The organism is Streptomyces sp. NPDC005303 (genome assembly GCF_040607335.1).
Classification (GTDB): domain Bacteria; phylum Actinomycetota; class Actinomycetes; order Streptomycetales; family Streptomycetaceae; genus Streptomyces.
The window spans coordinates 75,959-90,609 of record NZ_JBEXGM010000016.1 but is presented as its reverse complement, the minus strand read 5'-3'; the positions used below and the strand labels follow the sequence as shown (position 1 = coordinate 90,609).

Genomic DNA, 14,651 nt, shown 5'->3' with positions numbered 1-14,651 from the left:
AACACGCAAAACCCAATATGTAATGCAGAGTTGAGAAACACAAGGGGGTGCGCATGGCTGGACGGAGTCAGACCGGCGCCGGAGATCTGCTCGAACTGGTCCGCAGCGGGCGTGCCGTCACGCGCGGCGCACTCCAGCAGGCCACCGGACTGTCCCGGGCGACCGTCGGCCAGCGCCTCGACCGCCTCTTCCGCGCGGGCTGGCTGCGCGAGGGCGCCGGGGGCCCCGTGGACTCCCCGCTGGGCGGCCGCCCCTCCATCACCCTGGAGTTCGACGACGCCCACGCCGTCGTCCTCGCCGCCGACCTGGAGACCAGGCACGCGCGCGCGGCCGTGCTGTCCCTGACCGGCGAGATATTCGCCGAGCACAGCGGCACCCTGGTCATCGAGGACGGCCCGGACGCCGTGCTCGGCGAGCTGGGCCGTTGGTTCGCCGAGCTGCTGGAGAAGGCGGGGCAGCGGGCGGAGGAGGTCTGCGGGATCGGGCTCGCCGTGCCGGGCCCGGTCGACCTGGAGAGCGGCCGGGTGGTCCAGCCGCCGATCATGCCCGGCTGGGACGGCTACGACATAAGAGGCCGCCTCGCCAGAGCCTTCACCGAGCACACCGGGGCGGGCCCGGTCCCCGTGCTCGTCGACAACGACGCCAACCTCATGGCCTACGGCGAACAGTGCACGGCCTACCCCGACTGCTCGGCGTTCGTGCTGGTCAAGGTCTCGACGGGCATCGGCGCCGGAGTCGTGGTCGACGGCTCGGTCTACCGGGGCATCGACGGCGGCGCGGGCGACCTGGGCCACATCCGGGTGCCGGCCGGCGCGGAGTCGCTGTGCCGGTGCGGGTCCTACGGCTGTCTCGCCGCCGTGGCGAGCGGTGGTGCCGTGGCGCGAAGGCTGGCAGCGGCCGGGGTGCCCGCGGCCTCGGGCTCGGATGTGCGGGACCTGCTCGCGTCCGGGCATCCCGAGGCGGCGGCGCTCGCCCGCGAGGCGGGGCGGCACGTCGGGGACGTCCTGGCGACGGTGGTGACCCTGCTGAACCCCGGGGTCCTGATGATCGCCGGAGATCTGGCCGGAACTCCCTTCCTCACGGGGGTCCGGGAGCTGCTGTACCAGCGGGCGCTGCCGCGCTCCACCGCCCGGCTGGAGATCGTGACCTCACGGCTGGGGGAGCGGGCCGGGCTGGTGGGGGCGGGTGCGCTGGTCGTGGAGCACCTGTACGCGCCCGAGCGGGTCGAGGAGCGGTTGCTGGCCATGGGCGTATGACGTCCGCATGGTGAAATCCGCCGCCCTGTGGCAGCGTGATTCTCGCCACGCTTGATAAGGGTAGGGCTCAGATGAGCGGATCTTGAGCGACTGCACTTCTCCAAAGGGTGGCACTCAGTGCCACCCTTTGATCGTTCATCGGGCGAACTCAGATGTAGCTGTTGGGTGCTCATGTGAGCGAAAAGAGAGGTGGGTGAGCGCCCATGCATTCAAGAAATGAAAACATCGGGCCCCTGTCGCTTGCCAAGCTTTGACTTTCGATCCGTTGGCGGACGACTGGTTACGGGCGTATGACGCCCGAGTAGACGTACCCAGGCGCCTTCGATCTGGGTATGTTCCTCGACGTCAGGGCAGCCACCGCGTCCTCGAGGGAGTCGAGACCCGTGTCGGAAAACAAAGAACCCCACGTAGCGAAGTTCGTCTACGACTTCACCGAGGGAAACAAGGACCTCAAGGACCTCCTGGGTGGCAAGGGCGCGAACCTCGCCGAGATGACCAACCTGGGACTCCCCGTTCCCCCCGGCTTCACCATCACGACCGAAGCCTGCAAGGTCTACCTGGACAGCGGCGAGGAGCCCGCGGCACTGCGTGACGAGGTGAGTGCGCACCTCGACGCGCTGGAGCAGCGCATGGGCAAGAAGCTCGGCCAGGCCGACGACCCGCTGCTCGTCTCGGTCCGCTCCGGCGCGAAGTTCTCGATGCCCGGGATGATGGACACGGTCCTGAACATCGGCCTCTCCGACAAGTCGGTCCAGGGTCTCGCCCAGCAGGCCGGCGACGACCGCTTCGCCTGGGACTCCTACCGGCGCCTCATCCAGATGTTCGGCAAGACCGTCCTCGGCGTCGACGGCGACCTCTTCGAGGAGGCCCTCGACAAGGCCAAGGAGGCCAAGAAGGTCACGGTCGACACCGACCTGGAGGCCGCCGACCTCAAGAAGCTGGTCACCGCCTTCAAGAAGATCGTCAAGAAGGAGGCGGGCCGGGACTTCCCGCAGGACCCGCGCGAGCAGATGGACCTCGCGATCCACGCGGTCTTCGACTCCTGGAACACCGACCGGGCCAAGCTCTACCGCCGCCAGGAGCGCATCCCCGGCGACCTCGGCACCGCGGTCAACGTCTGCTCGATGGTCTTCGGCAACCTCGGCCCCGACTCCGGCACCGGTGTCGCCTTCACCCGCGACCCCGCCTCCGGCCACCAGGGCGTCTACGGCGACTACCTCCAGAACGCCCAGGGCGAGGACGTCGTCGCGGGCATCCGCAACACCGTCCCGCTCGCGGAGCTGGAGCGGATCGACAAGAAGTCGTACGACCAGCTGATGCAGATCATGGAGACGCTGGAGAACCACTACAAGGACCTCTGCGACATCGAGTTCACCATCGAGCGCGGTCAGCTGTGGATGCTCCAGACCCGGGTCGGCAAGCGCACGGCGGGCGCGGCCTTCCGCATCGCCACCCAGCTGGTGGACCAGGGCCTGATCGACGAGGCCGAGGCGCTCCAGCGGGTCACCGGCGCCCAGCTGGCCCAGCTGATGTTCCCGCGCTTCGACGAGAACACCAAGGTCGCGCAGGTCGGCCGGGGCATCGCGGCCTCGCCGGGCGCGGCCGTCGGCAAGGCGGTCTTCGACTCGTACACCGCCGTCAAGTGGTCGCGTTCGGGCGAGAAGGTCATCCTGGTCCGCCGGGAGACCAACCCCGACGACCTCGACGGCATGATCGCGGCCGAGGGCATCCTGACCTCCCGCGGCGGCAAGACCTCCCACGCGGCCGTCGTCGCGCGCGGCATGGGCAAGACCTGTGTCTGCGGCGCCGAGGAGCTGGAGGTCGACACCAAGCGGCGCCGGATGACGGTTCCGGGCGGGCATGTCGTGGAGGAGGGCGACCTGATCTCCATCGACGGGTCGTCCGGCAAGGTCTACCTCGGTGAGGTCCCGGTCGTCCCGTCTCCCGTCGTGGAGTACTTCGAGGGCCGGATGCACGCGGGCGCCAACGACGCCGACGAGCTGGTCGAGGCCGTGCACCGGATCATGGCGTTCGCCGACCGCAAGCGCCGGCTTCGCGTCCGCGCCAACGCGGACAACGCCGAGGACGCGCTGCGCGCCCGCCGCTTCGGCGCCCAGGGCATCGGCCTGTGCCGTACCGAGCACATGTTCCTCGGCGACCGCCGTGAGCTGGTCGAGCGGCTCATCCTGGCCGACACGGAGGCCGAGCGCGAGGAGTCGCTGAAGGCGCTGCTGCCGCTCCAGAAGAAGGACTTCGTGGAGCTGTTCTCGGCGATGGACGGCCTGCCGGTGACGGTCCGCCTCCTGGACCCGCCGCTGCACGAGTTCCTGCCGGACATCACGGAGCTGTCGGTCCGAGTCGCCCTCGCCGAGTCCCGCCAGGAGCCGCACGAGAACGAACTCCGCCTCCTCCAGGCCGTGCACCGCCTGCACGAGCAGAACCCGATGCTGGGCCTGCGCGGCGTGCGCCTCGGTCTGGTGATCCCGGGCCTGTTCACGATGCAGGTCCGCGCGATCGCCGAGGCCGCGGCCGAGCGCAAGAACGCCAAGGGCGACCCGCGCGCGGAGATCATGATCCCGCTCGTCGGCACCGTCCAGGAGCTGGAGATCGTCCGCGAGGAGGCCGACCAGGTCGTCGCGGAGGTCGAGGCGGCGACGGGCGTGGAGCTGAAGCTGTCCATCGGCACGATGATCGAGCTCCCGCGCGCCGCGCTGACCGCCGGCCAGATCGCGGAGGCGGCTGAGTTCTTCTCCTTCGGCACGAACGACCTCACCCAGACGGTATGGGGCTTCAGCCGTGACGACGTGGAGGCCTCCTTCTTCACGGCCTACCTGGAGAAGGGCATCTTCGGAGTCAGCCCGTTCGAGACGATCGACAAGGACGGCGTCGGCTCGCTGGTCAAGCTCGCCGCCGAGGCGGGCCGCAAGACCCGCCCCGACCTCAAGCTCGGCGTCTGCGGTGAGCACGGTGGTGACCCGGAGTCGGTCCACTTCTTCCACGAGGTGGGTCTGGACTACGTCTCCTGCTCCCCGTTCCGCATCCCGGTGGCCCGCCTGGAGGCGGGGCGCGCGGCGATCACGGCGAACGGCAGCGACCACCGGTAGGTCCCTTCCGGGGCGCCGGGCCCCGGAACCGCCGCCCGTCCCCGACCCTCATCCGATGGGCGGCGGTTCCGGGTCACGACGAGAGGGCGGCACCCTTGTGCGGGGGTGCCGCCCTCTCGCCTGCGGCTCAGCTGTCGCAGGCCACCCCGTCGTCGTCCCGGTCCAGGTGGGAGGCGTACCCCGGTTCACCGCGGTGGATCGGCGCGGCACCGGCGGCTCGGGCCTCGGAACAGTTGGCGTAATAGACGCTGTCGGAACCCGGGTCGGCCCCGGAGCCGGTGTCCGCCTCGGGCTGTGCCGTGACCGTCCTGGTGACCTTGACCGTCTTCGTGGCGGTCACCGTGACCGCGGGTTCCGGCTCCGGGGTCGCGGTGGCCGTCGCTGTCGCCGTCACGGTCACCGTCGGCTGCGGTTTGGCCGCGGCCGGCTTCGCGTCGTTCGTCGTCCTGTCCTGGTCGCCGGCACCTATGCCGACGCCGAGGAAGAGGGCGAGCGCGAGGGCGGGCAGGACGTACCGCTTGCGGGCCCACTTGGGGGCGGGCCGGGAAGCGGACGGCGGTGACGGCTGCCACGGCGGCGTGGGCTGGGTGTTGTACGGGTTGGCCATGTCGTCCCCCTGGAGGTGTTACGTGAGGGGATGACCGTATTGCGGGTGTCGCAATTGTGGAGGTGAAGTGTTTGATTCGTGACCATTGCATGTCATGCGGCGTTACATCCGGCCTGCCGCACTCGTAGGCTGGACCCCACCCCGTCTGCGGAGGGAGCCGGCCATGTCGGGCTGGAGTGCCGAGGACGTCCCCGATCAGAGCGGACGCGTCGCCGTCGTCACCGGGGCCAACAGTGGGATCGGGTACGTCACCGCACGGGAGCTGGCCCGTAGGGGCGCCCGCGTGCTGCTCGCCTGTCGCAGCGAGGTGCGCGGTGCCGGCGCCGGGGAGCGGCTGGTCGCCGAAGTGCCGGGCGCTGAGGTGCGGTTCGCCCGCCTGGATCTCGGGGACCTGTCCTCCGTACGGGAGTTCGCGGAGGCGTATCCCTACGACCGTCTCGACCTGCTGATCAACAACGCCGGCGTGATGGCACTGCCGTACGGCACCACGGCGGACGGCTTCGAGACGCAGTTCGGCACGAACCACCTGGGCCACTTCGCGCTGACCGGTCTGCTGCTGCCCACGCTTCTCGAGACACCCGCCGCCCGCGTCGTGACCGTCTCCAGTCCGGCGCACGCGCTGGCCAACATCGACATCGACGACCTCAACAGCGAGCGCCGCTACCGCCGTTGGGTCGCCTACGCCCGCTCCAAGACCGCCAACCTCCTCTTCGTCCACGAACTGGCCCGCAGGCTGGCGGCCCACGGCTCGGATGTGGTCGCGGCGGCGGCGCACCCGGGGTACGCGGCCACCAACCTCCAGACGGCGGGCCCGAAGATGTCAGGCCGCAGGGCGACGGAACGCTTCATGCGGATCGGCAACCGTTTCTTCGCCCAGTCCGCCGACGCCGGCGCCCTCCCCACCCTGTACGCGGCCACCTCCCCCGACGTACCGCCCGACTCCTTCACCGGCCCGTCCCTGGCAGGGTGGCGCGGTTCCCCGGCCCCCTCCTGGCGGGCCCCCTGGACCCGCGACGACAGGGCGGCCCCACTCCTTTGGGCCGCCTCGGAGGAACTCACGGGAGTGGCGTACGACGCCCTGAAGGTCTGAGCCCTCTGAGCCCTCAGTCCTTCCGGCCCGTCACCGCCACCGTCACTCCGAGGCCGATCATGGTCAATCCGCCGACCCCGCCCACCGCGGAGAGGCGGCGCGGAGAGCGGGCGAACCAGCCCCGCGCGGTCGCCGCGACCAGCCCCCACACGGCGTCGGAGACCAGCGCGATGACGTTGAACACCAGCCCGAGCAGCAGCATCTGCGCGGCCACCTGGCCCTGGCCGCGGTCCACGAACTGCGGCAGTACGGCGGCGAAGAACACGATGGTCTTGGGGTTGGTGACACCGACCGCGAACCCCTCCCAGAACGTGCGCAGACCGCCGTGTCCCGCCGCGGCAGCCGCCGTCACGTCCCCGGCGAACGCCGCGCGCAGCGACCCGCGCCCGCGCCACGCCTTGACGCCCAGATACACCAGGTAGGCGGCACCGGCGAGCTTGAGCGTGGTGAAGACCAGCACCGAGCGCTCCACGATCGAGCCGACCCCGAACGCCACGGCGAGGACCAGGACGTAGGCACCGACCGTGTTTCCCGCCACCGTGGTCAGGGCGGCACGCCGACCCTGGGCGAGCGCCCGGCCGATCACGAACAGCACGCTGGGTCCGGGGACCACGATCAGCAGGAACGACATGGCCGCGAAGGCGAGGAGACGGTCGGTGGGCACCATGCCCCCATGCAAGCACGGGGCCCTTTCGCCGCTCCAGCGGATTATCAGGCCGTCGCCCCGCTGTCCTTCGCGCGGTCGGCGCGCTCGTTACGCCGCCCGTACCTCGTACGTCGTGATCCGTACCGACTCGTCGTCCAGGCACTGCCCGGTCTCCAGGTCGAACCGCTGCTTCAGCAGCGGCGAGGCCACGAACGGCCGTCCCTGGTGGGTGCCGGTCAGGCCGCGGGAGAGGACCGCCGCCCCGCCGAAGGGGTCGCGGTTGTCGACGGCGTACAGGTTGCCGGCGCGGTCGCGGAACAGGGCGGCCTGACGGCCGTCGGGCAGCAGGGCCGCCACTCCCCGGCCGGGGAGCAGCCGGGACAGCTCGCAGACCGCGAACCAGTCGCCGTCCAGCTGGAGTTCGACCTTCAGGTCGGTGGTCTCGGGTGCCAGGGTCATCGCTGGGCGCTTCCTTCCAGGGGACGGTGGCCGATGGTCAGCAGCGGCAGGTCGGGCTTGATCTGCTCGCGCTCGGGGACGAAGCCGACGACCGGGTCGGGGGTGTCGGGGGCGTTCACGAAGGACACGAACCGGGAGAGCTTCTCGGGGTCGTTGATGGTGGTCGCCCACTCGTCGGCGTAGTGCGCCACGTGGGCCGTCATCAGGGACTCCAGCTCCTCGCAGATGCCGAGGGAGTCCTCCACGACCACGTCACGGACGTGGTCCAGGCCGCCGGGGATGCGCTCCAGCCAGGTCGAGGTGCGCTCCAGGCGGTCCGCGGTGCGGATGTAGAACATCAGGAACCGGTCGATCAGCTTGATCAGTTCGGCGTCGGTGAGGTCCTGGGCGAGCAGGTCCGCGTGGCGCGGGGTCGCGCCGCCGTTGCCGCCGACGTAGAGGTTCCAGCCGTTGGAGGTGGCGATCACGCCGAAGTCCTTCGACTGGGCCTCGGCGCACTCGCGGGCGCAGCCCGACACCGCCGACTTCAGCTTGTGCGGCGACCTCAGGCCCCGGTAGCGCAGCTCCAGGTCGATCGCCATGCGGACCGAGTCCTGGACGCCGTAGCGGCACCAGGTCTGGCCGACGCAGGACTTCACCGTGCGCAGGGACTTGCCGTAGGCGTGCCCGGACTCGAAGCCGGCGTCCACCAACCGGGTCCAGATGAGGGGGAGTTGTTCGACGCGGGCGCCGAACATGTCGATCCGCTGGCCGCCGGTGATCTTCGTGTAGAGGCCGAAGTCACGGGCGATCTCACCGATCACGATGAGGCCCTCGGGGGTGATCTCACCGCCGGGGATGCGGGGGACGACCGAGTAGGAGCCGTTCTTCTGGATGTTGGCGAGGAAGTGGTCGTTGGAGTCCTGGAGGGAGGCCTGCTCGCCGTCCAGGACATAGCCGCTCGCGCCGATGGTCGGGGCGAGGGAGGCGATGATCGAGCCGACCGCCGGCTTGCAGATCTCGCAGCCGTCGCCGCCCTTGGCGCCGTCGCGGCCGTAGCGGTCCAGCAGGTCCTGGTAGGTGTTGATGCGCAGAGCGAGGACGATCTCGTACAGCTCCTCGCGGGTCTGCGAGAAGCAGCCGCACAGGCCCTTGTCGACCTCGACGCCGGACGCCTCCAGCTCCGCGGTGACCAGCTGGCCGAGCACCTTGACGCAACTGCCGCACGTCGTACCGGCCTTGGTGCACTTCTTCACCTCGGGCACGGTGGTGCAGTTGTGCTCGGTTACCGCTCCGCGGATCGTGCCCTTGCGGACGTTGTTGCAGGAGCAGATGATCGCGTCGTCCGGCAGCGCGGTCGGGCCGAGCTGGACGGACTCGCCGGCACCGGCCGGCAGCACCAGCGACTCGGGCTTGACCGGCGGGACCGAACCGGTGAACGCCTTCAGCGTGCCGTACGCCTCCGCGTCGCCGACCAGGATGCCGCCGAGCAGCGTGCCGTCGCGGCCGATGACCAGCTTCTTGTACAGGCCCGCGCGGGAGTCGGAGTAGACGACGTCCAGGCAGTCCGCGGTGGCGCCGTGCGCGTCACCGAAGGAGGCGACGTCCACGCCGAGCAGTTTCAGCTTGGTGGACAGGTCGGCGCCGGTGAACTCCGCCTCGTCCTCGGCGATCGTCGCGGCAGCCGTCTCGGCCTGCTCGTAACCGGGGGCCACCAGGCCGTACACCCGGCCGTCGGCGGCCAGGGCGCACTCGCCGATCGCGAACACGTGCGGGTCGGCGACCGTACGGCACTGCTCGTCGACCGCGATGCCGCCGCGCTCGCCGACCGTCAGTCCGCAGTCGCGGGCGAGCTGGTCGCGGGGGCGGACACCGGCGCTGAACACCACGAGGTCGGTGGCGAGTTCGGAGCCGTCGGAGAGCTTCATACCAGTGACGGCACCGGTCTCGTCGACCACGATCTCCTGCGTACCGACGCCTGTGTGGACGCTCAGGCCCATGTCCTCGATGGTGCGCAGGAGGGCCGCGCCGCCGCCCTCGTCGACCTGCACCGGCATCAGCCGCGGCGCGAACTCCACGATGTGGGAGGTCAGTCCGAGACCCTTCAGCGCACCGGCCGCCTCCAGACCGAGCAGACCGCCGCCGACCACGGCACCGGTGGTGCGGGTCTTCGCGTACTCCTCGATGGCGAGGAGGTCCTCGATCGTGCGGTAGACGAAACAGCCCTGGGCGTCCTTGTTGGGGACCGGCGGCACGAACGGGTAGGAGCCGGTGGCGAGTACGAGGGTCTCGTACTCGAAGACCTGCCCGGACTTCGCGGTGACCTTCTTCGCGTCGCGGTCGACGGCGACGGCCGGGTCGCCGACGTACAGCTCGATGCCGTGCGTGTCGATGAACTCCATGTCCGTCACGGAGAGTTCCTCGGGCGTCTTGCCCGAGAAGTACGAGGTGAGCGCGACGCGGTCATACGCGGGGCGCGGCTCCTCGCAGAGCACGACCACGCGGTGCGTGGCGGTCAGGCCGCGCTCGCCGAGCGCCTCCAGGAAGCGCTGGCCGACCATGCCGTGGCCGACGAGCACGATCGTGGGGGTGGCCTCCGTGGCCTCCGGGGTGGCGGTCATCAGGAGCCTCCATCGTTGGTGAGCAGGTGGAGCAGCGGGCCGCCGTCGGAGGGGAGCGGCTCTGCTCCCTCCCAGGCGCGGGCGAGCGCGCCGACGGTGCCGAGTTCGCCGACGAGAACCCCGCCGACCAGGCGGTCGTCGCGGACGACGACCTTGCGGTAGGTGCCGCGGGTGGCGTCCGCGAGCTGGACGACGTCGTCGCCCGGGAGTGCCTCGGTCTCGCCGAACGCGGCCAGGTCGAAGGCGGTCTGTCCGGCGAGCGTGAGCCGGGTCAGCGAACGGGTGCCGGTGTAGCGGGCGCCTTGGTTTCCCGAGCCGACCGCCAGCAACTCGGCGAGTACGTCGGCCTGTTCGAGCGCCGGGGTGGCGAGCCCGTAGACGTTGCCGTCGTGCTGGGCGCAGTCGCCGATGGCGTGGATGTGCGGGTCGGACGTGCGCAGTTCGTCGTCCACGACGATTCCCTTGCGGACTTCGAGACCCGCGGTCTGCGCGAGGCCGACACGGGGGTGGACCCCGCAGGCCAGGACCACGATCTCGGCGTCGAGGGCGTATCCGTCGGCCATCTCGACCGAGCGGACCGCGCCGCCCACGCAGCGCACGTCACGGACGCGCAGATCGGTGTGGACCTCGACGCCGAGGTCCCCCAGGTGGCGCCGGACGAGCTTGGACGCGCTCGGGTCGAGCTGGCGCTCCATCAGTCGCTCGGACTGCTGGGCCAGCATGACCTGGGCGCCACGCTGGGCGAGCGCGCGGGCCGCGGAGACCCCGAGGAGTCCGCCGCCGATCACGACCGCCTTCACTCCGGGCCGGACCGCCTTGGAAAGACCCAGGCAGTCGTCCATGGTGCGGAAGGCGTGGACGCCCTCCGGCAGCTCGTGGTCGGGGGTGAACAGACCGCGCAGCGGCGGCAGTACCGGGTTCGAGCCGGTGGCCAGAACCAGCCGGTCGTATGCGATCTTCGAACCGTCCGCGCACTCGACGGTCCGCGCCTCGCGGTCGATCCCCAGGACCCGCGCACGGGTCAGCGCGGCCGGTGCCGGAAGCGCGATCACGTCCGGGGTGTACCGTCCCGCCAGCACCTCGGCGAGGAGCACCCGGTTGTACGGGCGGTGCTCCTCCTCGCCGATCAGCGTCACGGGCGTGCCGAGCTCTCCGAGCCGCCGGGCGAGCCGGACGCCCGCGAGCCCGGCGCCGATCACCACCACACGCGTATTCGAGGTCATGTCTAGGAGCGTGCGTTGCGGGTGTTACCCGACCGCATCACCTCTGTTTCCCGCGAGGAACGCTGCCCTCAGCAGGGGCCGGGGGCAGGTGTGAGGGTTGGGAGTGGGCGCCGGGGGTGCGCTGTGAGGACGCCGTCCCGGAGCATCGCCCAGGGGCTTCCCCGGACACCGCCCAGCTGGGTGCAACCTGCAAGGACCCGTCCCTCAGGACCGCGATCATGCCCGACATATCGCTGACCATGGTCGTCGTCCTGTGCCTCACCGCCTTCGCGGCCGGCTGGATCGACGCCGTGGTCGGCGGCGGAGGGCTTTTTCCGCTGCCGGTCCTGCTGCTCGGCCTGCCGGCCGGCACCCCGGCCGCGTACGCGCTCGGCACCGACAAGGCGGTCGCCATTGTCGGCACCTCGGGGGCCGCGGTGACGTACGCCCGGAAGGCCCCCGTCGACGAACGGCTGGCCGTCCGCATCGGCGTCGCCGCCTTCATCATCCGGCGGCCTGCGTTCTACGACGGTCTGATCGGCCCCGGCACCGGCACGTTCCTCGTCCTCGCCTGCACCGCCGTCCTCCACCTCGACCTGGTGACCGGCGTACCGATGCCGGAGCACGCGCGATGTTCGCCTGGCAGGGCACCGTCCTGTGGCAGCTCGCCGCCCTGATGGCCCTCTTAACCTCGCGGGCGGCATGCTGGGCGCGCACACGGCGCTGAAGAAGGGCAGCGGGTTCGTGCGGGTCGTCCTGCTGTTCGTGGTCTTCGCCCTGGTCGCGAATATTGCGTACGAACAGTGGCTCGCCTGACCTACGGTGGCGCGGTGACGACACAGGTGCTCGTGCTCAACGGCGGTTCCAGCTCCGGCAAGTCCGGAATCGTGCGCTGTCTGCAGGCGGTCCTGCCGGACCCGTGGCTGGCCTTCGGGATCGACGGGTTCGTCGAGTCGATGCCGGCCTCGCTCCAGTCCTCCGGCTCGGGCATCGAGTTCGCGGCGGACGGCGGAGTGAGCGTGGGTCAGGAGTTCACGCGGCTGGAGGCGGCCTGGCGGGCCGGGGTCGCCGCGACGGCCTGGGCGGGCGCCCGGGTGATCGTCGACGACGTGTTCCTGGGCGGCGCGCACTCGCAGGAACGGTGGCGGAAGTCGCTGGACGGACTGGACGTGCTGTGGGTCGGCGTCCGGTGCGACGCGGAGGTGGCCGCGGGCCGGGAGATCGTCCGGGGCGACCGGTCGCGGGGGATGGCCGAGAAGCAGGCGGAACTCGTCCACCAGGGCGTGGTCTACGACATCGAGGTCGACACCACCCACACCGAGGCCCTGGACTGCGCGCGCACCATCGCCGAGGCGGTCGTCAGCGGTCCCCCGTGAGATGAGCGAACACCACCACGTTCCCCCGGTAACCGGTCGAGCGTGAGTAGCCCCCGCCGCAGGTGATCACCCGCAGCTCGGGCCTGTTCGCGGCCCCGTACACCTTCTCGTCGGGGAAGACCTTCGCGTCGTACACCTCGACCGCGTCCACCGTGAACACCGCGACGCTTCCGTCGCGCCGGTCCACCTCGATCGCGCTGCCCTTCCGGAGGGCGCCGAGGTCGTAGAAGACGGCGGGTCCTTCGGCGTTGTCGACATGCCCGGCGAGGATCGCGGTGCCCGTCTCACCGGGAGTGGTGCCCGCCTCGTACCAGCCGGCGAGGTTCTTCCGCGAGGCCGGTGGCACATCGAGGCTGCCGCTCGCCGTGAGGGCCAGGCCCATCAGCGGCGCGTCCACATGGATCGCGGGGATACGGACGCGGTCGGGCGGGGACGGCGGCAGGGCGGGCACGGCGGCCCGCGGGTCGTTCCCTCCCACGTGCGCCTGGGCCGCGGACGGCTGCGGCGGGGCGTGGGTCTCGGCGCCGCTGCGCAGCAGCCACGCGCCGGTGCACAGGGCCATCACGGTGACGCCCGCTATGACGGTGTTGCCGAAGCTGCGGTCGCGCACAGGAACCTCCTCCTCGACGGCCTGCCCGCCCCCCTCCGGGCCGCGAGGGGCGTCGGACCCGGAGGGGGAGGGGAGATGCGGTACCGGCGGACGGACAGCGGAGGGTGTCCGTCAGATCCCGTCGCCTCTCGCCCGGCGATGCAGGAGCCAGGTACCGCCCGCGGCGGCGACGGCGAGAGCCGCCACGCCGGCCGCGGTCTGTCCGGGATCGGGGCCAAGAGCGCCACCGACCCCCGTCTTCACACTTCCTCTGGGATGCACCGGCTGACGCTGCGAGGTCAGTGTGACCACCAGGTCACCGGTCACCCGTCGGCCGTCCCCCGCACAGGTCGCGACGATCTCGTACGTCCCCGGCTGCGCGCTCGGCGGCACCCGGAACTGCCCGATCGCGTCACCCTCGTGCGTGCTGGGCGCCAGCGTGAAGGTGCCCGCGCCCACCGCGCTGGCGTCCCCCGCGGCCGTGCCGCCGTCCCCGCAGGCGGACGTGTTCACCGTGACCTGGCCGCCCGGCACCACGGAGGACGGGAACACCTCGAGCCCGTCCGTGTCCCCGGCGTACGCGGGCGCACAGACGAGACCCGCGGCGGCGACGGCGAGCGCGCTGCCGGTCAGCAGGCGGGAGGTGGGGCGCATGGTGCTCCTCGAGCTCTCGGGTGGGTCCCTGTGCCTTCGAGGTAAGTGGCAGTGGGCCGGGTCCGCTTCCCGAAGGAGCGTCAGAAATGTGGTGAATGGGTGTCAGATCGCTGTGCCCCGGGTCGGTTCGGGCCGAGTTTCAGCAGGTCATCGCGGTATTGCGGGCAGGTCGGCGAAGAGAACCCGAAGGGCGCAGGGCGCGCGTGTGAACGGGTGACCCGGTGGCCGAGTTCCCCGCTTGACCTCAACTTTGGTCGAGGTATCAGGCTGTCCCTCATGCAGACAGAAACCGCTCCTCTCCGTGTCGCCCTGGTCATCGGCAGCAACCGGCACGGCCGTTTCGGCCCCGTCGTCGCCGACTGGCTCCTCGACCGTCTCCGCGACCGCGACGACCTGGTCCCCCAGATCGTGGACGTGGCCGAGACCGACCTGCCCATGACCATGGCGCCGAGCCCCGAGGCGACCGCCGCCCTCGCCTCGGTGACTCCGAAACTCGAGTCGGCGGACGCCTTCGTGGTCCTCACCCCCGAGTACAACCACTCCTACCCGGCCGGCCTGAAGAACCTGATCGACTGGCACTTCACGCAGTGGCAGGCCAAACCGGTGGCCCTGGTCTCCTACGGCGGCATCTCGGGCGGCCTGCGAGCCGTGGAACACCTCCGCCAGGTCTTCGCCGAACTCCACGCGGTGACGGTCAGGGACACGGTGAGCTTCCACAACGCGGGGGGTTCTTTCGCCGACGGCCGCCCGAAGGATCCGTCGGGCCCGGACGCCGCGGCGAAGACGATGCTGGACCAGCTGGTGTGGTGGGGGCGGGCGCTGAGGGAGGGGAGGGCCGCCATGCCGTACGGAGGGTGAACGGTCTCCCGCCGCGCACCCCGACCGCCGAATCGTCGTCGAAATCGTTGACTCCCTGATCCGCCGGGCGGTGCTGGACGCGTGCGACGCGCTGGACGGCGTGCAGGACGGTCTCCCCGGCGAGAAACCCGTGGCCTCCTTCGCACGCCGCACGGCGGTGGTATCGAACCGGCGTGAACCGGCCCGGTCGCCGGGTGTCTCGCCATGGAT

The 14,651-nt window shown here is 70.9% G+C and carries 12 protein-coding genes and 1 pseudogene; 6 read left to right on the top strand and 7 right to left on the bottom strand.

All coding sequences use genetic code 11. The features are described from left to right. The first annotated feature begins 53 nt into the window (after positions 1 to 53). Together ABZT93_RS22790 and ppdK are read left to right on the top strand one after the other, a co-directional pair. Positions 54 to 1,256, top strand: a complete 1,203-nt coding sequence (locus ABZT93_RS22790) for an ROK family protein (protein WP_356107179.1) — start codon at positions 54 to 56, stop codon at positions 1,254 to 1,256. A gap of 383 nt (positions 1,257 to 1,639) precedes the next feature. Beyond that, entirely contained in the window at positions 1,640 to 4,360 is a 2,721-nt protein-coding gene (ppdK, locus tag ABZT93_RS22785; RefSeq protein WP_356107176.1) for a pyruvate, phosphate dikinase, read from the top strand. A 127-nt stretch (positions 4,361 to 4,487) separates the two neighbouring features. Here the strand turns inward: ppdK and ABZT93_RS22780 are convergent, their stop codons facing one another. Next, complete coding sequence (locus tag ABZT93_RS22780; RefSeq protein WP_356107173.1) at positions 4,488 to 4,967, bottom strand: excalibur calcium-binding domain-containing protein; 480 nt, start codon at positions 4,965 to 4,967, stop codon at positions 4,488 to 4,490. A 163-nt stretch (positions 4,968 to 5,130) separates the two neighbouring features. Between ABZT93_RS22780 and ABZT93_RS22775 the strand changes: the two genes are divergently transcribed. Beyond that, positions 5,131 to 6,057 carry an oxidoreductase gene (locus tag ABZT93_RS22775; protein WP_356107170.1) on the top strand — a complete coding sequence of 309 codons (927 nt, stop codon included), beginning with the start codon at positions 5,131 to 5,133 and terminating at the stop codon, positions 6,055 to 6,057. A 13-nt stretch (positions 6,058 to 6,070) separates the two neighbouring features. Here the strand turns inward: ABZT93_RS22775 and ABZT93_RS22770 are convergent, their stop codons facing one another. The 4 genes from ABZT93_RS22770 to ABZT93_RS22755 all read right to left on the bottom strand — a co-directional run bounded on the left by ABZT93_RS22770 (position 6,071) and on the right by ABZT93_RS22755 (position 10,985). Next, positions 6,071 to 6,724: a LysE family translocator gene (locus ABZT93_RS22770; RefSeq protein ID WP_356107168.1), complete on the bottom strand. Its 654-nt coding sequence runs from the start codon at positions 6,722 to 6,724 to the stop codon at positions 6,071 to 6,073. Positions 6,725 to 6,811: 87 nt separating this feature from the next. After that, a complete protein-coding gene (gene nirD, locus ABZT93_RS22765) occupies positions 6,812 to 7,162 on the bottom strand; it encodes a nitrite reductase small subunit NirD (RefSeq protein ID WP_356107166.1) in 351 nt (116 codons plus the stop codon). Then, positions 7,159 to 9,762, bottom strand: coding sequence for a nitrite reductase large subunit NirB (nirB, locus tag ABZT93_RS22760; RefSeq protein WP_356107163.1), 2,604 nt, complete (start codon positions 9,760 to 9,762; stop codon positions 7,159 to 7,161). Before nirB ends, nirD begins: the two co-directional genes overlap by 4 nt. Further along, complete coding sequence (locus tag ABZT93_RS22755) at positions 9,762 to 10,985, bottom strand: FAD-dependent oxidoreductase (RefSeq protein WP_356107160.1); 1,224 nt, start codon at positions 10,983 to 10,985, stop codon at positions 9,762 to 9,764. Before ABZT93_RS22755 ends, nirB begins: the two co-directional genes overlap by 1 nt. A 218-nt stretch (positions 10,986 to 11,203) precedes the next feature. Between ABZT93_RS22755 and ABZT93_RS22750 the strand changes: the two are divergent. Beyond that, a pseudogene (locus tag ABZT93_RS22750) lies at positions 11,204 to 11,780 on the top strand (TSUP family transporter). A 14-nt stretch (positions 11,781 to 11,794) separates the two neighbouring features. Continuing rightward, positions 11,795 to 12,340, top strand: a complete 546-nt coding sequence (gene cpt, locus ABZT93_RS22745) for a chloramphenicol phosphotransferase CPT (protein WP_356107157.1) — start codon at positions 11,795 to 11,797, stop codon at positions 12,338 to 12,340. Here the strand turns inward: cpt and ABZT93_RS22740 are convergent. Next, positions 12,324 to 12,950, bottom strand: a complete 627-nt coding sequence (locus tag ABZT93_RS22740; protein ID WP_356107155.1) for a class F sortase — start codon at positions 12,948 to 12,950, stop codon at positions 12,324 to 12,326. The genes cpt and ABZT93_RS22740 overlap by 17 nt on opposite strands. A 111-nt stretch (positions 12,951 to 13,061) precedes the next feature. Beyond that, positions 13,062 to 13,583 (bottom strand): hypothetical protein, encoded by a 522-nt coding sequence (locus tag ABZT93_RS22735; RefSeq protein ID WP_356107152.1) that lies wholly within the window; start codon positions 13,581 to 13,583, stop codon positions 13,062 to 13,064. 276 nt (positions 13,584 to 13,859) lie between these two features. Between ABZT93_RS22735 and ABZT93_RS22730 the strand changes: the two genes are divergently transcribed. Further along, a complete protein-coding gene (locus ABZT93_RS22730) occupies positions 13,860 to 14,441 on the top strand; it encodes an NAD(P)H-dependent oxidoreductase (protein WP_356107149.1) in 582 nt (193 codons plus the stop codon). The last annotated feature ends 210 nt before the right edge of the window (positions 14,442 to 14,651 follow it).